12 protein-coding genes and 1 pseudogene are annotated in these 18,140 nt (G+C 72.8%); 8 read left to right on the top strand and 5 right to left on the bottom strand.

From position 1 onward, the window contains the following. The 5 genes and pseudogenes from ABZ990_RS04490 to ABZ990_RS04470 form a co-directional block, all read right to left on the bottom strand. Positions 1–1,437 (bottom strand): MFS transporter (locus tag ABZ990_RS04490; RefSeq protein WP_361225049.1); only part of this gene is annotated, 1,437 nt, incomplete at its 3' end. Further along, entirely contained in the window at positions 1,434–2,852 is a 1,419-nt protein-coding gene (locus ABZ990_RS04485; protein WP_361225046.1) for a hypothetical protein, read from the bottom strand. The genes ABZ990_RS04485 and ABZ990_RS04490, both read right to left, overlap by 4 nt. 72 nt (positions 2,853–2,924) lie before the next feature. Beyond that, positions 2,925–5,435 carry a radical SAM protein gene (locus tag ABZ990_RS04480; protein WP_361225043.1) on the bottom strand — a complete coding sequence of 837 codons (2,511 nt, stop codon included), beginning with the start codon at positions 5,433–5,435 and terminating at the stop codon, positions 2,925–2,927. A 109-nt stretch (positions 5,436–5,544) separates the two neighbouring features. Next, on the bottom strand, positions 5,545–5,694 hold the full coding sequence (locus ABZ990_RS04475; protein WP_361225040.1) for a hypothetical protein: 150 nt from the start codon (positions 5,692–5,694) through the stop codon (positions 5,545–5,547). Positions 5,695–5,946: 252 nt separating this feature from the next. Next, positions 5,947–9,698, bottom strand: a pseudogene (locus tag ABZ990_RS04470) (ABC transporter ATP-binding protein); the annotation flags it as partial. 343 nt (positions 9,699–10,041) lie between these two features. Here ABZ990_RS04470 and ABZ990_RS04465 point away from each other — a divergent pair. The 8 genes from ABZ990_RS04465 (at position 10,042) to ABZ990_RS04430 (ending at position 18,037) form a co-directional block, all read left to right on the top strand. Next, positions 10,042–10,944 carry an ABC transporter ATP-binding protein gene (locus tag ABZ990_RS04465; RefSeq protein WP_361225037.1) on the top strand — a complete coding sequence of 301 codons (903 nt, stop codon included), beginning with the start codon at positions 10,042–10,044 and terminating at the stop codon, positions 10,942–10,944. Positions 10,945–11,051: 107 nt separating this feature from the next. Next, positions 11,052–11,771, top strand: a complete 720-nt coding sequence (locus ABZ990_RS04460) for an ABC transporter permease (protein WP_361225118.1) — start codon at positions 11,052–11,054, stop codon at positions 11,769–11,771. Between the two features lie 64 nt (positions 11,772–11,835). Beyond that, positions 11,836–13,470 (top strand): sensor histidine kinase, encoded by a 1,635-nt coding sequence (locus tag ABZ990_RS04455; RefSeq protein WP_361225034.1) that lies wholly within the window; start codon positions 11,836–11,838, stop codon positions 13,468–13,470. Beyond that, entirely contained in the window at positions 13,460–14,131 is a 672-nt protein-coding gene (locus ABZ990_RS04450; protein ID WP_361225031.1) for a response regulator transcription factor, read from the top strand. The genes ABZ990_RS04455 and ABZ990_RS04450 overlap by 11 nt, the downstream gene beginning before the upstream one ends. A 126-nt stretch (positions 14,132–14,257) precedes the next feature. Then, positions 14,258–15,103: a helix-turn-helix transcriptional regulator gene (locus tag ABZ990_RS04445; RefSeq protein ID WP_361225029.1), complete on the top strand. Its 846-nt coding sequence runs from the start codon at positions 14,258–14,260 to the stop codon at positions 15,101–15,103. After that, entirely contained in the window at positions 15,085–15,297 is a 213-nt protein-coding gene (locus tag ABZ990_RS04440; RefSeq protein ID WP_361225026.1) for a DUF397 domain-containing protein, read from the top strand. Before ABZ990_RS04445 ends, ABZ990_RS04440 begins: the two co-directional genes overlap by 19 nt. 101 nt (positions 15,298–15,398) lie before the next feature. Beyond that, positions 15,399–16,664 (top strand): hypothetical protein, encoded by a 1,266-nt coding sequence (locus ABZ990_RS04435; protein WP_361225024.1) that lies wholly within the window; start codon positions 15,399–15,401, stop codon positions 16,662–16,664. Between the two features lie 137 nt (positions 16,665–16,801). Beyond that, positions 16,802–18,037, top strand: a complete 1,236-nt coding sequence (locus ABZ990_RS04430; protein WP_361225021.1) for an Ig-like domain-containing protein — start codon at positions 16,802–16,804, stop codon at positions 18,035–18,037. Positions 18,038–18,140: the final 103 nt, after the last annotated feature.

Raw genomic sequence — 18,140 nt, 5'->3', positions numbered from 1 at the left:
GGTGGGGACGGCCGGCGGCTCGGCGGGGGTCAGCGCGCGGGCCCGCAGCCAGCCGAGCGTGCCCACGACGAAGGCGACGGCACCGCCGGTGAGGATGCCCCAGCGGGCCCAGTGGGCCGGGGCGAAGCCGGCCAGCGCGAAGCCCACCGCCACCGAACTCTGCAGCGTCGCGCCGTACGCGGCGCCCACCCGGCCCCGTACTTCCTGGGGGCAGTCGGCCATGACGTGCGTCCGCAGCGTCACGTTCTGCACCGCGTTGGCCATGCCGCCGCACAGGGAGGCGGCCAGCATCGCGGGAAGGAAGAGGTACGCCGCCGTCAGCAGGTGGCAGAGCCCGATGATCGCGGAGGCGCCGACGGCGAGCACCGCGGTGGGCCGGGCGCCGATCCGGCCGCGCAGCACGAACGGCCCCACCACCAGTCCGACGCTCCAGGTGGCCAGCAGGGTGCCGTAGGAGGCGGTTCCGCCGGGGATCTCGCGGGCGAAGAAGGGCATCAGTACGTTGACGACGGAGGTCGACGCGACGGTGAGGACGATCGTGCCGAGCACGGCGCGCCGCTGCGCGCCCGTCCAGAGCAGGGCCAGGCCGAACCGCAGACCGCCCTTGGCAGGGGCGGGGGCGGGGGGTGCGGCGGGTGCGGTGTCCTCTGTCGTATCCGGGGTTCGCGCCGGATCCGCCGAGGCTGCCGCGTCGGCCGTGTCCCCCGCCTCGGCCGCCTCGGACTTGGTCGGGGCGGCGGGCTTGGCGGACACCTTGCCGGACTCCTCGCCGGACCCCTGAGTGGACTCCTGGGCGGGTTCCCCGGCGGGTCGCCCGGCAGGCGATGACGGGGCGTCGGCCGCCGCCGGCGGGCCGGAGGACCGGAGGGCCAGCCACTGGGTGATCACCGGGATGGACAGCAGCGCGAAGGCGAAAGTGCCCGCGTCGACGGCGAGGGCCAGCCCCGTCCCGCCGTGCGCGGTGAGCAGACCGACCAGCAGGGGGCCGACGATGTACCCCCCGTTCCTGGTCGACTCCATGATGCCGTTGACCTTCAACTGCGTGTCGGAGGCCGGGAAGAGCCGGGGGACGAGGGCCATCACACAGGTCTGGGCGACGGCTCCCAGCGCCCCGAGGAACAGCATGGTGGAGATGAGCAGGACCGGGCCGTCCGCGAACGCGGCGGCGGCCGCCGCGATCGCGCATTCGAGCGCCAGCGTCACGCCCAGGACCACGTCCAGCCGGAAGCGGTCGACGATCCGTCCGATCGGTCCGCCCAGCGCGATCCCGGGCACCAGCCCGGCGAGCATCTGCGCCGATACGACGGAGGCGAGGCCGGTACGGTCGGCGCCGCGCAGCGCGAGGGCCACCAGGGCCACCTCGTCGCCGATGGTGCTGATCAGCAGGGCGATGACGGCCAGCAGGGTCGCCGCCTTGCTCAGTCGTACGGGTGTCACAGCACCGTCCCGGCGGTACGGGCGGCGGTGGCGGACACGGAGCCGCCGGACGCGGCGGGGACGGCCTCGGAGCCGGTGGTCTCGGAGCCGGCGGCCTCGGAGTCCGCGGTCTCGGAGCCGGTGGCGCTCTCGCAGTGCACGGCCCGCCAGGTCGACAGCCTGAGCAGGACGGCGTGGAGCAGCGGTACCGCGGCGGGCTCGGTGTCCCGCTCCCAGGCGCCGAGGTCGAGCGTGTCGCCCGCGGCCAGCACGGTGAGGGCGGCCGTGACGCCGGGGTGATCGGCGATCTTCACGGTGTGTCCCTGCGCGGCGACCGCGCGGCGGCCGTCGGCCAGCGCCCGCTGGTTCAGGACGACGTCGTCGGCCAGCCGGACCCGGGCGTCGCGGGGCACCGGCACGGGGGACTCGGGCGGCCGGCCCACGCCCAGACCGCCCGAGGTCGCCGCACGCATGCAGTGCTCCCATACGGCGTCCTCGATCGCGGTGCCCGACAGGCCGGCCAGCGCGCCGAGGGCCGCGGCGGTCGCGGCCGGGATGCCGTCCAGCCGGTCCGGGTCGCTGGCGGCGCTCTCCGTGAGGTCCGCACCGGCGCCGTCCGCGAGATCCGCCCCGGCGTCGGGCGTGTCCGCCGCGCGGGCCCGGGCCAGCAGCCCGCCCACGGCCTCCAGGACGAGGGCGGCCGGATCGCTCCGGGTGAAGAAGGCGATGTTGACGTTGACCGCGACGGCGTCGGGGGCCTCGCCGACGTGCAGTTGGCGCGACGGGAAGTACGTCAGCGCTCCGGGCACGCCGGTCAGGACGTCGGCCAGTTCGCGGGCCGACGCGTAGTCGGCGGTGTGCTGCGGGACCTTCTCGGAGAGTTCCGGGGCCCAGGTGAGCAGGGTCTTGCGGCCGCGCAGGGTGAAGCCGAAGTTCCCCGCGTGGTCGACGTGCACCCCGACGTTGGTGGAGGTGTAGCGGCCGATGAAGGTGTCGATGTCCACCCGGCCCGCGACCCGGGTGCCGGTGGCCCGCAGGACGTCGTCGGACATCCGTTTAGCCCGGTCCCACAGCGGTGCCGAGACCGCGTGCAGACCGGACACGGCGACGCTCCACTCGTGCTCGCTCATGAGCGCGTCCACCCGGGCCAGGTAGTCGTCCAGGCAGCCGTCCTCGGGCAGTGGGAGGAAGACCCGGGTGTCGACGGGCTGGGTCCGGCCGTCCACGGTCACCACGACCCTCGGCAGCGCGGACCCCGCGGGCCGGTTCCCCGGGTCGGCGGCGAGGACCAGAGCGCGGAGCAACTCCTTGTCGTCGATGCCCAGTCGGACCGGGGAGGAGGGCAGGGAGAGCGGCGCACGCTCCCAGTTCCGGGAGGCGAACTCCTCCCAGAACCGGTCCTCTTCGGATCCGGCGGCGGGCAGAGGGTGGGACACGGTGAGGACTCCTGCAACTCGGGCCGCGGCGTGCGGCGTTCGGTGTGTACGGCAGGCCATCGTGGCGGATCGTCAGCCGGAACGTCGAGCGGCGCCGACCGGGGCGGGAGCCGGAGCGCCGGTCGCGGCGGCGGGGAGCAGCCCGGGGTGGAAGAGCGCCGAGGCGACGACCCCGTGTCCGGTCAGTTCGGCCAGGAGCGGGGCGAGCCGCTGCTCGGACAGCCGGGTCCGGGCCGAGAGCCCCGCCGAGGTCGCGCCGTCCGCCGCGAGCAGCCAGACGAGCCGGCCCGCTGCGGAGACCCGGACCCGCTTGCCGGTCTCGGGCGAGACCAGCAGGCAACTGCCGTCGGACCGGCTGTCCGTCACCTCGTGCGGCTGGGCCGCGTACCAGCGGGCGGGCGGCTCACCGGACGCGTCGGCGGGTCCGGCAGCCGGTACGTCGCCCATCTCCGCGCTCATCTCCACGCCCGGCTCGGCGCCCATCTCCGCGCCCGGCTCCGCGCCCGGTTCGGCGGTCAGGGCGCGATGCGCGACGAGCCGTACCAGCGTCGTGGCGGCCGTGGCCGCCGACGGCGCCGTGCCCGGGGCCGCGCCCGGCTCCGGCTCCGTCCCCGCCTCCGGGCGGTACGTCAGCAGGTCGGCCACGGTGCGCGCGCGGCCGTCGAGCAGCCGCTCCCAGGAGCGCGGCACCGACAGGAGGGCGTCGCCCGACGGTACGTGCACCAGGAGGTCCCGTCCGCCGGCCGGGACCCGGACCCGTACCCCGTCCGCGAGCCGGAGCGCGGTGCCCGGGCGCAGCTCGGTCTTCGGAGGTGCGGGAGCGGCGATCCGGCGGTCCGGAAGTTCGGCCTCGGCCATCGCCCAGAGGAACGACCACTCCTCCGCGTCGCCGATCCAGGTGCCCCGGTGGAACGCGGCGCCCGCGGCGGTCGTGCCCCCGCCGGGTCCGCCCGAGGTGAGCCGGGCCGCGTCCTGCTGGGTGAGGCCGTCGGTGACGGTGTAGTCGACGTCGAAGGCCAGGTCCTCGCCCTCCTCGGTGGGGACCAGCTCCACGCCGAACAGGTCGGGGCGCTCGCCCACGGGGGACAGGACGTCGAGGATGAAGGGGCCGTTGGCGGCGGTGGAGTACGGGACGTCGTACTCCTCGACCGAGCGGCGCAGTGCCTCGTCGGCGAACTCCTGGGTCCGCAGGGCCTCTTGCTCCGTCTCCCCGGGGAAGCCGGTCATGCAGAACAGGTGGACCGGGACCTTGTTGCCCAGCAGGGCGTCGAGCGAGGGCTCGATGTCGGCGACCTTGGTGCCCTTGCGCATCAGGTCCAGCACGCGCTGGTTGTAGGACTCCAGACCGAGGTCGAGACGTCGGCAGCCCGACTTCCGCAGTGCGGCGGCGAGTTCGTCGTCGAGTCCCTTGCTGAACCGGGTCTCCCCGTACCAGAACAGGTCGTGCCCGCCGTCGTTCAGCTCGCGCGACACCCCGCGCAGCGAGGTGAGCGTCATGATCTCGTCCACGAACATGAAGGTGTCGGTGCCGTGCCGTTCCGCCAGGGCGGCCATGTCGGCGACGACCCGTTCGGGGCGCCGGACGCGGAACTTGTTGCTGGCGAAGGGGATCGAGCAGAAGGCGCAGTCCCACGCGCAGCTCCGGGACGCCTGGAGCGGGAGGACCGGGCCCGGCGAGAAGTAGCGGTCCAGGGGAAGGTCGCTGAAGTCCGGTGTCGGCAGGTCGGAGATGTCGACCATGGCGGCCGGGGTGCGCAGCAGTCCGCCGCGGCCGTCCCGTTCCAGCAGTCCGGGCACGGGGCGGTCGTCGGCGCCGGTGATCCGGTCGCACAGCGCGGGCAGGGCGTCCTCTCCCTCGTAGGACACGAAGGAGTCCACGTACTGGAAGAAGGGGTGCTCCTCCTGCCAGCGGCCCACCATGCGGGTGGTCAGGTTTCCGCCCATCACCACATGGACGTCGGGGCGGGCCAGCTTGACGTGGCGGGCCACGGTGAGGGCCGCGATGAGCTGGGTGTCGGCGGATACGGAAATGCCGACCACGGCCAGATCGGAATCGTCCAATGCGGGGATCGGACGGTTCTCCAGGGCCCAGCCGTACACATTCCGGTCCGGCGATCCGGCGGCTTCCAGGACGGAGTCCGAGCGCCGGTGGGAGAAACAGGAGAAATTCCCCCGCAAATCGAAGTTCAGACCGGGAAAGGACGCGGAGACACAGGCGAGCCCATTTCGGACGACGGTCGCCGCGTCGGTGAATGCGGCCGGATCCGTCAGAACAGAGCGCGATTTCAGCGTGGCGCGCGCCTGGTCGATACGGGAAACGGTGTCCCCGAACACGGCGAGGGCCTGCTCGTGGGAATGCCGCTCTTCGGTGGGAATCGTGCGGTGAAGCCGTTCGGCTTTCGGCAGCAGCGCCGTCAGTCCGTCACCCGAGAGCAGCCAGTCCGTCTGCTCGATGCTCAGGTCGAGGGAGGTCACCTGCCAGCCGTGCCGGCGCATCGTCGCCGCGAGCAGCGGGACCGCGAGGTGCGGGGCGAAGACGTTCCAGATGGGGGGATTGACGAGGAGAATTCGGGGTTGCCGCATATGAGGTCCCGTGGGATTCCGTGCCGGACAGGGGAGTCGAGTTCAGCCGTGTTTCAGCGTGCGTGCGGTGTGTGCCTCACAGGCCCACGGCGGATCAGCTCAGGGCTGGTCAGCTGTTGGAGGAGTCCTGGAGAAGGGCGTACTTGCTGTTGCTGCGGTTCGGGACGATGGCCTCGACGGAGAGGGCCTCGTCGACCTCGGCGAGGGCGAGCAGGGCGTCGACGTCGAACTCGTTGGCGATCTCGGCGTTGATGTTCATGAAGTGCTCCTTTTTGGATAGAAGTTGCTTCGTGAAACGCGGTGTGACTGGGCGGCTTTCACTCGACTCCCCAACCGCTCGGCACGCAAAGGAACGTATCTTCATGATCAGCCCATGACAAGATCCCCTGCGGCGGAAAGTAGTGAGGCAGCTACTTTTGGCCATGGAGGGGCTTGAAGGAGAGGGGTGCGGGGTGCCGCGAAGGCGGCATCCCACACCCCTGGGGCGGCCGGGCGGGGCCCGTCCGGCGGGTCAGCCCGCCAGGCTGTCCCGCCAGGCCCGGTGCAGTCCCGCGTACCGCCCCTCGCCCCGCACCAGCTCGCCCGGCGCACCATCCTCGACGATCCGCCCCGCCTCCATCACCAGGACCCGGTCGGCCACTTCGACCGTGGACAGCCGGTGCGCGATCACCACGGCCGTCCGCCCCGCGAGCACCGTGTCCATCGCCCGCTGCACCGCCCGCTCACCCGGTACGTCGAGCGAACTGGTCGCCTCGTCGAGGATGAGCACGGCCGGATCGGCCAGCAACGCGCGGGCGAACGCGACGAGTTGGCGCTGTCCGGCGGAGATGCGACCGCCGCGCTTGCGGACGTCCGTGTCGTAGCCGTCGGGCAGGCCCATGATGAAGTCGTGCGCGCCGATCGCCTTCGCCGCCTGCTCGATCTCCGCACGCCCGGCGTCCGGCCGGCCGATCGCGATGTTGTCGGCGACCGTTCCCGAGAAGAGGAACGCCTCCTGCGTCACCATCACCACACCGCGCCGCAGTTCGGCCGTGCCGAGATCGCGCAGATCGACCCCGTCGAGCAGGACCCGGCCGTCGGTGGGGTCGTAGAAGCGGGCCAGCAGCTTCGCGAGCGTCGACTTGCCCGCGCCCGTCGCGCCGACGACCGCGACGGTCTGGCCGGCCGGGATCGTGAGATCGAAGCGCGGCAGCACCTCGCCGCCCGTGCGGTACGCGAACCGGGCCCCGTCGAAGGTGACCGCGCGCCCCGGCGCCCCTGTACGGGCCGGGAGTTCACGGGGAGCGGTCGTCTCCGGCACGCCCGGCTCCTGCGCGAGCAGTCCGGCGATCTTGGCGAGGGAGGCGGCGGCGGACTCGTAGGAGTTGAGGAACATGCCGAGCCGGTCGATCGGGTCGTACAGCCGCCGTATGTACAGCACCGCCGCCGCGAGGACACCGAGCTCCAGCGACCCGTGGGCGACCCGCCACGCGCCCCACAGGCACATGCCGGCGACGGCCGTGTTGGCGACCAGCCGCGATCCGACGACGTAGCGGGCCATCTCGAGCAGCGCGTCCCCGTTGCTGCGCTCGTGGCGGGAGTTGAGGGCGGCGTACTCGGCCTCGTTGGCCCGCTCCCGGCGGAATGCCCGCACCGGGCGGATGCCGTTCATCGTCTCCGCGAACTTCACGATCACCCCGGCGATGGCCGTGGACCGGACCGCGAACACCCGTGCCCCGCGCCGCCGGTAGCTCCGCACGAGCAGATACAGCGGCCCGAAGGAGGCGACGGCGACCGCGCCGATCCCGAGGTCCAGCCACAGCAGCAGCGCCGCGATCGACACGAACGACAGGGCGACGCCGATCAGTTCCTGAAGCCCCTCGGACAGCAGCTCGCGCAGCGACTCGACGTCGGTGGTGGAACGGGAGATCAGCCGCCCGGAGGTGTAGCGCTCGTGGAAGTCGACGCTGAGCAGCTGCGCGTGGCGGAAGATCCGGCCGCGCAGATCGAGCAGGACGTCCTGGTTGATCCGCGCCGAGACCCGGATGAAGGCGTACTGGAGCAGCGCGCCGCCCGCCGCGCACAGCAGATAGCCGACCGCGACCGCCAGCAGCGGCCCGTGGTCCCCGGCCCGGAAGGCGGGCACCGCGCGGTCGATCGCGTACGCCACGAGCAGCGGGCCCGCCTGGAGCGCGGCCTGCTGGACGAGCAGGGCGAGCGCCGCGAGGGTGACCCGGCGGCGATGGCCGGCGAGCAGCGAGCGCAGCAGCCGGCCGGTGGAGCCGGGCGCGGAGGGCAGGTCGTCCTGGTCGAAGGGGTCCTTGGCGGCGGTGGCGGCGGGCGACTTGTCGGCCGGCGCCTTCTCGGTGCTGGTGGCGGAGGGCGTACGCGGGCCGGTGCCGGCGGCCGCGTCCGCCGTGCGTATGTCCGTGTCCGCCGGGCCGGGGCCCGCGCCCGCGTCCGTCTCCGCGCCGGAACCCGTACCCCGGTCCGTGCGCCTGTTCGTACTGATGTCCGTCATCGCGTCTCGACCCTCTCGCCGGTCATCAGCCAGGCGTACTCGGCGCTGGTGCGCAGCAGTTCGTGGTGGGTGCCGACGGCCGTGATCCGTCCGTCCGACAGGAGCGCGACCCGGTCGGCGAGCAGCACCGTGGACGGGCGGTGCGCGACGACCAGGGCGGTCGTCTCGCGCAGCACCTCGCGAAGCGCCGCCTCCACCCGGGCCTCCGTGTGGACGTCGAGCGCCGACAGCGGGTCGTCCAGGATGAGGAAGCGCGGCCGGCCGACGACCGCGCGCGCGAGGGCGAGTCGCTGCCGCTGGCCGCCGGACAGGCTCAGACCCTGCTCGCCCACCTCGGTCGCGGTGCCGTCCGGCAGCCGGTCCACGAAGCCGTCCGCCTGGGCCACGGCGAGCGCGCGCCGCAGCTCCGGCTCGCCGGCGTCCGGACCCGTACCCATCAGGACGTTCGCGCCGACGCTCGCCGAGAACAGGGTCGGCTCCTCGAACGCCACCGCCACCAGCGACCGCAGCCGCTCGCGCGGCATCAGCGCGATGTCCTCGCCGTCGAGCAGGATCCGCCCGCCGGTGGCCTCGTACAGCCGGGGGACGAGTGCGGTGAGCGTGGTCTTGCCGCAGCCCGTCCCGCCGACGAGCGCCAGGGTCTCGCCGGGCCGGATGTGCAGATCGACGCCGTCGAGGACGGGCGGCGCGCCGGCCGGGGCGTCCGGGTAGCGGAAGGAGACGTTCTCGAACCGCACCCCGTCCGCCGCCGGGACCTGCTTCCGCTCCCGCTCCCGCTCCACAGAAGACGCACCGGCCGGCCGGTCCGTCTCCTCCGACGCGTCCATCACCTCGAAGTAACGTTCCACCGCCGTACCCGCCTCCTGGCTCATCGCCAACAGGAAGCCGATCGACTCCACCGGCCAGCGCAGCGCGAGCGCCGTCGACAGGAACGCCACCAGCGTGCCCGCCGACAGATCCCCGTCCGCCACCTGGACGGTCCCGAGGACCAGCGCCCCGCCCACCGCCAGCTCCGGCAGCAGGGTGATCACCGACCAAATCCCGGCGAGGAGGCGGGCCTTGACCAGCTCCGTACCGCGCAGCCGCCCGGCCAGCTCGCGGAACGCGTCCGCCTGCGCGCGATGGCGCCCGAACCCCTTGACGATCCGGATGCCGAGGACGCTCTCCTCGACGACGGTCGTCAGATCGCCCACCTGGTCCTGCGCCCTGCGCGCCACCACCGCGTACCGCCGCTCGAAAAGCGTGCAGGCGATCATCAGTGGCGCGGCCGGCGCGAGCAGCACCAGGCCGAGCGTCCACTCCTGGGCGAGCAGCACCGCGTAACCGGCCACGATCGTCACCCCGTTGACCAGCAGGAACGTCAGCGGGAACGCCAGGAACATCCGGACCAGCATCAGGTCCGTCGTCGCCCGCGACAGCAACTGCCCCGAAGCCCAACGGTCGTGGAAGGCGACCGGCAGCCGCTGGAGCCGCTCGTAGAGCGCGCCCCGCATCCGCGCCTCGACGCCCGCGAGGGGCCGGGCGACCAGCCAGCGCCGTACGCCGAACAGGACGGCCTCGGCGAGTCCGAGCAGCAGGATGAAGAGCGCGCCGAGCCACACCCCGGTCGCGTCGCCGTCCGTGACCGGGCCGTCGACCAGCCATTTCAGGACGAGCGGGATGACGATCGAGAGCAGCGAGGCGACGATCGCGACAGAGGCGGCGGTGAACAGGCGGGCTCGCACGGGCCGTACGTACGGCCACAGACGCAGCAGCACGCGCACGGTGGAACGTTGGCGCGGCGCTTGCTTGGCGGGGGCATCTATTTCGGGCATCAGGACCGAGCGTAGGGTTCACGGCTGACCGCGCTCACCTGGTTTTCGGTCACCCTCGGTGGCCTTCCCGCCGGGCCCTTCCGTCGCGCCTTCCCCCATCCTCGCCCGCCGTTCCCTCGCGGGTCACCCCTCCCGTGCCCCCTCCCTTCCCGCCTTCACCTCGTCCCGCCCCCTCCCTCTGGCTGCGCGCCGCCGCGCCCCGGGTCGTAGCGCCGCATCAACCGATCGGTTGACCGCGCTTCGAGCGCGATGGCCGATACCGGCGGCGGGCCCCGCGCCCGAACCTTGAGTCATGCCCATGATCGAGGTTCAGGACCTGCACAAGTCCTACGGCGAGCGCAAAGCCGCCGACGGCATCACGTTCGCGGTCGAGGAGGGGGAGATCTTCGGAATCCTCGGCCCCAACGGCGCCGGGAAGACGACCACCGTCGAATGCGTCGCCGGACTGCGGGTCCCCGACAGCGGCACCGTCCGCGTCGGCGGTCTCGACCCCGTCACCCGGCACACCGAGGTGACCCGGCTGCTCGGCGTCCAGCTCCAGCAGAGCGCGCTCCAGCCCAAGCTCACCGTCCGTGAGGCGCTCGAACTGTACGCCTCCTTCTACGAGCACCCCGCCGACTGGCGCGAACTCGCCGGACAGCTCGGCCTCGACGACCAACTCGACACCCGGTTCGCCAAGTTGTCGGGAGGCCGGCAGCAACGGCTGTTCATCGCCCTCGCGCTGATCGGCGACCCGCGCGCCGTCATCCTCGACGAGCTCACCACCGGCCTCGACCCGCGTGGCCGCCGCGACACCTGGGACATGGTCGAGTCCGTCCGCGACCGAGGGGTCACCGTCCTCCTCGTCACCCACTTCATGGAGGAGGCCCAGCGGCTCTGCGACCGGATCGCCGTCATCGACCGGGGCCGGGTCACCGCCCTCGACACCCCCGCCGGGCTCATCGGCCGTGCCACCGCCGCCACTTCGGTCTCCTTTGAGGCCGACCCGCGCCTCGGCCACCCCGAACTGGCCGCCCTGCCCGGCGCCACCGGCGCCGAGACCCGTGACGGCCGGACCACCGTCACCGGCACGGACGCCACCGTGAACGCCTTCGTCCAGCTGCTCGCCCGCACCGGGGCCACCGTCCGCGGCCTGCGCGTCACCGACGCGACCCTCGACGACGCCTACCTCGACCTGACCGGAGCCGACAAGTGACCCCTCCGTCCTCTCCCGCCACCGGACCCGCTCCCGCTGCTCCCGCCTCCGGATCGGGGCGGCCGTCCGCCGCGCCCCGCTCCGCTCCCGCCCGGCCGGCCCTCACCATGCTGCGCACCGAGGTCCGTCTCTTCCTGCGCGAACCCGCCGCCCTGTTCTGGGTGATCGTCTCGCCGACGGTGCTGCTCGCCATCCTCGGCTCCATCCCCTCCTTCCGCGAGGCCACCGGCGACGACGGCCGCCGACCCGTCGACCTCTACGTCCCCGTCGCGGTCCTCTTCGCCCTGATCATGTCCGGGCTCCAGGCCCTGCCCCCGGTCCTCGCGGGCTACCGCGAACGCGGCATCCTGCGCCGCCTGTCCACCACCCCGGTGCGCCCCGGCGCACTGCTCGGCGCGCAACTCGTCCTGCACGGCGGCGCCGCGCTGGTCTCCGGGCTGCTCGTGATCACCGTCGGCCGGGTCGCCTTCGACGTGGCCCTGCCCGGCCACCTGCCCGGCTACGTCGTCGCCCTGCTCCTCGCGATCGCCGCGAGCCTCGCGCTCGGCTCGGCGGTCTGCGCGGTCTCCCGTACGGCGAAGATGGCCCAGGCGGTCGGCTCGGCGGTGTTCTTCCCCAGCATGTTCACGGCGGGCGTCTGGCTGCCGGTCCAGCAGATGCCGGATACGCTGCGCGGGATCGTCGAGTTCACCCCGCTCGGCGCCGCCTCCCAGGCCCTCGACGCGGCCATGCGCGGCGACTGGCCCGCCTGGTCCGCGCTCGGGATCCTGGCGCTGTGGACGGTCCTGCTCACCGGGGCGGCGGTCCGCTGGTTCCGCTGGGAGTGACGGCATACGGTCGCGTCGAGGGACGCGAGCCGGGACGACGGCCGAGGGCATGGGGGTGTACGGCGTGACGACGCGGGCGACACGTACGGCGGGCGGGGTACGTACGAGGACGGGCGGAGCCGCCACGGAGAAGGCGGCACCCGGAACGCCCCCCGTCCCGACGCAGGTCCCGACGCCGGCCCGTCCGGCCCCGGCCGCCGCTGCCACGGCGACCGCCACCCCGGACCCTGGCGGGTCCACGCGGCCCGCCTCCGCGTCGTTCCTTCCCGCGCGGCCCCGTGCCACCACGCCCACCCCCGTCGAGGAGCGCTGGCGGCAGTTCTTCCGCTGGGGCCCGTACGGGCTGCTCGCGCTCGCCACCCTCTTCTCCGCCGCCGCGAACGACACGTTCGGCGACCAGTCCCACCCCCGGGCGATGGCCGTCCTCGTCCCCGTGACGCTGATCCTGCTCGTCTGCTGGTCACTGCGCCGGGGCGGCCGGGGCGGCCGGGGCGGTCGGGGTGGCCGGGGCGGTGCGGCGGCGCAGGAGGGACCCGGGGCGCAGGAGGGCCCCGGCCCGGCCTGCGCCACCGGGGTCGCAGCGGCTCCCGGGGCGGCGGCTCCCGGGGCCGGGAGCGAGCGCCGGCCGGCGTCGCCCGTCCTCGTCCCGGGGGCGCCCGGCGCCGCCTCCGTCTGCTACTTCGTCGCCCGCACCGCCCTCGCGCTCGCGCTCACCTGGGCCAACCCGCTCTTCGCGATCTTCGCCTGCATCGGCTACTTCGACACCACCCACCTCCTGCCGCCCCGCCCCGCGCTCACCCGGGCGGGGCTGCTCGCCGTCGCGCTCACCCTCGCCGGCTCGCAGTCCGGCGGACTCCCGCCGCGCTCCGGCCTCCAATGGGTGCTGTTCGGCGGCCTGTTCGTGATCAACGCCAGCCTCGCCATCGGCCTCTCCCACCTCGGGACGAAGGAGGCCGAGAAGGCGGTCGCGCTGGCCCGGACCAACACCCGCCTGGAACAGGCGCTCGCCGAGAACGCCGCGCTCCAGGCGCAGTTGCTGCTCCAGGCGCGGGAGGCGGGGATCGCGGACGAACGGCGGCGGCTCGCCGCCGAGATCCACGACACGATCGCGCAGGGCCTCACCGGGGTCATCGCCCAGCTCCAGGCCGTCACCGCGACCTCGGACCCGGCCGTCGCCGGCGTCCATCTGCGCCGCGCCGCCGAACTCGCCCGGCACAGCCTCGGCGAGGCCCGGCGCTCGGTCCATGACCTCGGCCCGGCCGCTCTCGAACACGCCACGCTGCCCGACGCGTTGGAGCAGACCGTGGCCGCCTGGTCCGAACGTACCGGCATCAGCGCCCGGTTCACCGTCACCGGCACCGAACTCCCGCTCCACGACGAGATCGCCGCGACCCTGCTGCGGATCACCGAGGAAGCCCTCGCCAACGCCGAACGCCACTCCGGCGCCGCCCGCGCCGGTGTCACCCTCTCCTATATGGGGGACGAGATCACCCTCGACGTACGCGACGACGGCCGGGGCTTCGACCCCGCCGCCGTCCCCGCCCGCACCGGCGCGGGCGGCTTCGGTCTCGGCGGCATGCGGGCGCGCGCCGAACGCCTCGCGGGTGCCCTCACCGTTGAGGCCGAACCCGGCCACGGCACGGCCATCAGCGCCCGCGTACCGTTGGCCTACCCGGACGGAGACCGAGATGCGGCCTGAGACGCGGCCTGAGACACGGCCTGAGATCACCCTGCTCATCGTCGACGACCACCCCGTGGTCCGCGACGGACTGCGCGGCATGTTCGAGGCCGGCCCCGGCTTCCGGGTCCTCGGCGAGGCGCCGAACGGCGTCGAGGGGGTCGAACTCGCCGAGCGCCTCGACCCCGACGTGGTCCTGATGGACCTGCGCATGCCCGGCGGTGGCGGTGTCGACGCGATCGCCGAACTCGTCCGGCGCGGCGCCCGTTCCAGAGTCCTCGTCCTCACCACGTACGACACGGACACCGACACCCTCCCGGCCATCGAGGCGGGCGCCACCGGCTATCTCCTCAAGGACGCACCGCGCGAGGAACTGTTCGCCGCCGTCCGGGCCGCCGCCGAGGGCCGCACCGTCCTCTCCCCGGCGGTCGCCGGCCGCCTCGTGACCCGGGTCCGCACCCCCGCGGCCCCCGCCGACACTTCTCTCTCCGCCCGCGAACGCGAGGTCCTCGCCCTCGTCGCCCAGGGCACCCCCAACCGCGAGATCGCCGCCGAGCTCTTCATCAGCGAGGCCACGGTGAAGACCCATCTCACCCACATCTACGCCAAGTTGGGCGTCAAGGACCGTGCGGAGGCGGTGGCGGTCGGCTATCAGCGCGCGATCCTGGGCGGCGCCCGCTGACCCAAGTCGCGCATTATCTCCCCTCTTCGTGCTTTCCGTCCCGTCTTTCTCCAAGGTGGTGACTGTAGTGCGAGAGGGTGGCTACGGTATGTAGTCATCGAGTTGGTCGCCTCGGGAGGGAGTGTCATGCCACCACGACGTGCCGTCACTGGACGCAGTCAGGAGCCGCGCCAGCGGTTCGCGGAGGAAGTGCGGTCTCTGAGGACGACGAACCGCATAACGCTGCGGCAGATCGGCGACCGCCTGGGCTGGGACCCCTCCCTCTTCGGGAAGATGGAGAGCGGCGACACCATCGGCAGCCCGGAGGTCGTCCGGGCGCTGGAGACCTTCTACAACGTGCCGCCGGGGCTGCTGCTCGCGCTATGGGAGCTGGCCGCGGCGGATCTGCCCCAACCGAAGGAGCGCTACAGCCGGTACATCGGCCTGGAGTCGGAGGCGGTGAACATCCGGCAGTTCGCGGTCAGCTATCTGCCCGGACTTCTGCAGACACCGGAGTACGCACGGGCGGTGCTGGCGGCGGGCGGCTACAAGGGCGAGGAGCTGGACGAGCAGGTCGAGGTGCGGATCGGGCGGCAGCGGCTGCTGGAAGGGGAGAACGCTCCGCCGTTCCGGACCATTCTGTCGGAGGCGGTACTGCGGACCGTGGTGCGTGAGAGCGCGGTCTGGCGGGCACAACTGGAACACCTTCTGGCCGTGTCGGAGCGGCCGGGAATCGTCATCCAGGTGCTGCCGTTCAGTGCGGGCCCGTACGCGTTGGATGCTACTGACCTCTGGCTTCTCCACCTGCCTGACGGCCGGATGGCGGCCTACACGGAGAACACCTACTCGGGTGAACTGATCGAGCAGAGCGCCGAGGTCGAACGACTCCAGCGTCGCTACGATTTGGTGCGCGACTTGGCGTTCTCCCCGGCTGAGTCGCTGAAGTTCATTCTGAGACTGCTGGAGGAAGTACCGTGCGACCCCTCGATCTGAGCGCCGCCCGCTGGCGCAAGAGCTCCTACAGCAATCCGGACGGCGGCGCCTGCGTCGAAATTGCCGACCACTTCCAGGCTGTGATCCCGGTCCGTGACAGCAAGGTTCCGAGCGGCCCGGCTCTGGTCTTTCCATCCGCCGACTGGTCGTCCTTCGTCATGGCAGTCAAGAGCGGGGCCCTGACCGCTCGCTAGGGGGTATACCGGCCCCCACCTGCGGTTTCTCGCATGCTTCCGCCGACCTTGATCGCTTACCATCCGGGTCAAGCAGTCAAAACGGACGAAGGAATTTCAGGGTGGGGACCAGAAACGATCACCGGGCCGGGCGGCGTCGTGCCGCCGTCGCGGCTCTGCTGCCGCTGCTGCTCGTGGCGGGGTGCGGGACGGGCGGCTCCGGGGCGGCGGCCGAGAGCGAGCCGCCGAAGCCGACACCGACACCGGTCTACGAGGTGAGCCTCGGCGGCCAGTTGGCGGCCGTCACCAGGGCGACGAAGGAAGCCGGCAACGCGGCCTTCATCTCGACCCTGAGTTACGGCACCGCCCGCGGCACCGCCGTGGACCGGTCCACCGGCACACAGGACTACACCGCGAACACCGCCCGCGTGGAGCGCGTGTTCAAGATCCCGCGCACCTTCCCCGGACAGGCGGCCACCGACATGTTCGGCAGCCGCTCCGGCGGGCCCGCCGTGCGCGAGACGTACGCGATCCACGGCAGCGAGATCGACTTCCGCACCCGTCAGGGCGACTGGCTGCGCTACTCCTCGCGGGGCCCCAAGGAGCTGACCGACCTCATGGACGGTCTGCTCCAGCGCGCCGGGGACGCGGCACCGTACGGCGGGACGCTCGCCGAGCTGGTCCGCGTCGCCCGCGAGAAGGAACAGCCGGTCAAGGGCGCCGACGGCAGCCGCACGTACAAGCTCGACGTGCCTCCGCGCCTCGCCCGTTACGGGCTTCCGAACAGCATCGGATACATGCTGGTGGAAGGCGAGGACAGCCGCGCGGTCGATCTGACCGTGGTGGCCGACGACAAGGGGCGGCTCCTGAAGGCGACCGCCGACTACACCCCGGTCCTGGACGTGTTGCGGAAGGCGGGGATGCCGCGCGCGATCACCTCCGTCAAGGCCGAGTACGTCCTCACCGACCACGGCTCCACCAAGGTGCCCGCGGCCGGGGACCGGGACGGAAAGACCAAGGAGGCCGCGAAGGTGCTGCGGCCGCTCGCCGAGACGAAGCCGGGCGCGTGTGGTTCCACCGACACCGGTCTCGACGACGTCAAGCTGATCCGTCCCGTCGCCTGTGGAGCCGATGCCGATCTGCGGGTCTTCGGGCAGCTGAAGTTGAAGGAGTCTTTCGAGGGCGACGACGGCTTCGCCTTCGCCGAGCAGCGGTCCAGCGAACTCTGCGGTCGGAAGTTCGGCGCGGCGCCGTCCGCCTGGGTCCGTGACGCCCGCCCGACGGACACCTACTACGCCAACGGCTCGCCCAACGTCTCCATCGGCTCGAACAACGCCGAGGTCGAGGGCGACTACACCTGCTACGTACGGGTCTCCGACCGAGGCTGACCACTCAGGGTCGGGCCGGGGCCTGCGCCCGGCCCGCCCGCACGTACCCCCGCGCGCTTCCTCACACGTCACCCCGCCCGTACCCCCGCGCGCTTCCCCACACGTCACCCCGCGCGGTGTCCGTCGTTGGGCGGGGCGTGAGAAGTGTGCGGAAGCGGGCGGGCGGCGCGCTCGCGGTGGCCGGGCTGTGGGCCGGACTGTTCGTGGGGATGGCCGGGCTCGCGGGCTGCAAGCTGGGCGGCGGCACGGTGACGATCGACCTGAAGCTGCCGGGCGGCCGGGCGCCGGGCGACGTGATCCGGGTGAACCCGGAGGACGGCAGTCGCGGGGCGCCCGCCGACGGGCCCCTGGAGGTGTCCGTGACCAGCGGACGCCTGGAACGGGTGACGGTCGTCCAGGTCGAGGACGGCCAGTCCACCCGGGTCGCGGGGGAGATCTCCACGGACGGGCTGCGCTGGCGGCCGAGCCCCGGCACCCGGCTCGCGCTCGCCGCCAAGTACAGCGTCGACGCGATCGCGCTGGACGGCCACGGCCGCCGTTCGGCCCGGCACACCACCTTCACCACCGTCGTGCCCGAGAACCGCTTCATCGGCTACTTCAAACCGGAGAACCGCTCCACCGTCGGCGTCGGGATGATCGTCTCCCTCTCCTTCAACCAGGGGATCCGCAACCGCGCGGCGGTCGAGCGGGCGATCAGGGTGACGTCCGATCCGCCGGTGGAGGTCGCCGGCCACTGGTTCGGCACGGACCGGCTGGACTTCCGCCCCGCCGCGTACTGGCGCCCCGGCACCCGGGTCACCGTCGACCTCGACCTGCGCGACGTCGAGGGCGCCCCCGGCACGTACGGGATCCAGCGCAGGACGGTCGCCTTCACCGTCGGCCGCGCGCAGCTCTCCCGCGTCGACGCCGAGCGGCACACCATGGACATCCGCCGCGACGGCGAGCTGCTCACCACGCTGCCCATCACCGCCGGGGCGGCGTCGACCACCACGTACAACGGGAAGATGGTGGTCACGGAGCTGTACGACGTGACCCGGATGAACGGGGCCACGGTCGGCTTCGGCGGCGAGTACGACATCAAGGACGTGCCGCACGCGATGCGGCTCACCGACTCCGGGACCTTCCTGCACGGCAACTACTGGGCGCCGGCGGACACCTTCGGCGCGACGAACGTCAGCCACGGCTGTGTCGGACTGCGCGATGTGAAGGGCGGCGGCGCGGACACCCCGGCGGGCTGGTTCTTCGACCGGACGCTGATCGGCGACGTGGTGGAGGTCGTGAACTCCCGCGACTCGGTCGTGTCCGCCGGCAACGGGCTGAGCGGCTGGAATCTCGACTGGACCCAGTGGAAGGCGGGCTCGGCCCTTCACTGACCCTTGCCAGGGCTCCAGGGCTCCAGGGCTCCAGGGCTCCAGGGCTCCAGGGCTCCAGGGCTCCAGAGCTTCCAGGGCTCCAGGGCCCTTGGCCGTATGGGCG

It is taken from the genome of Streptomyces sp. NPDC046203 (assembly GCF_040646255.1).
GTDB lineage: Bacteria > Actinomycetota > Actinomycetes > Streptomycetales > Streptomycetaceae > Streptomyces.
Note: the sequence above shows the minus strand (reverse complement) of the source record. Positions and strands in the feature narration are given on the sequence as shown.

Coding starts and splice junctions, on each gene's coding strand:
- ABZ990_RS04445 (WP_361225029.1), top strand. CDS start 14,258: ATGCCACCACGACGTGCCGTCACTGGACGCAGTCAGGAGCCGCGCCAG.
- ABZ990_RS04480 (WP_361225043.1), bottom strand. CDS start 5,435: ATGCGGCAACCCCGAATTCTCCTCGTCAATCCCCCCATCTGGAACGTC.
- ABZ990_RS04465 (WP_361225037.1), top strand. CDS start 10,042: ATGCCCATGATCGAGGTTCAGGACCTGCACAAGTCCTACGGCGAGCGC.
- ABZ990_RS04450 (WP_361225031.1), top strand. CDS start 13,460: ATGCGGCCTGAGACGCGGCCTGAGACACGGCCTGAGATCACCCTGCTC.
- ABZ990_RS04460 (WP_361225118.1), top strand. CDS start 11,052: ATGCTGCGCACCGAGGTCCGTCTCTTCCTGCGCGAACCCGCCGCCCTG.
- ABZ990_RS04475 (WP_361225040.1), bottom strand. CDS start 5,694: ATGAACATCAACGCCGAGATCGCCAACGAGTTCGACGTCGACGCCCTG.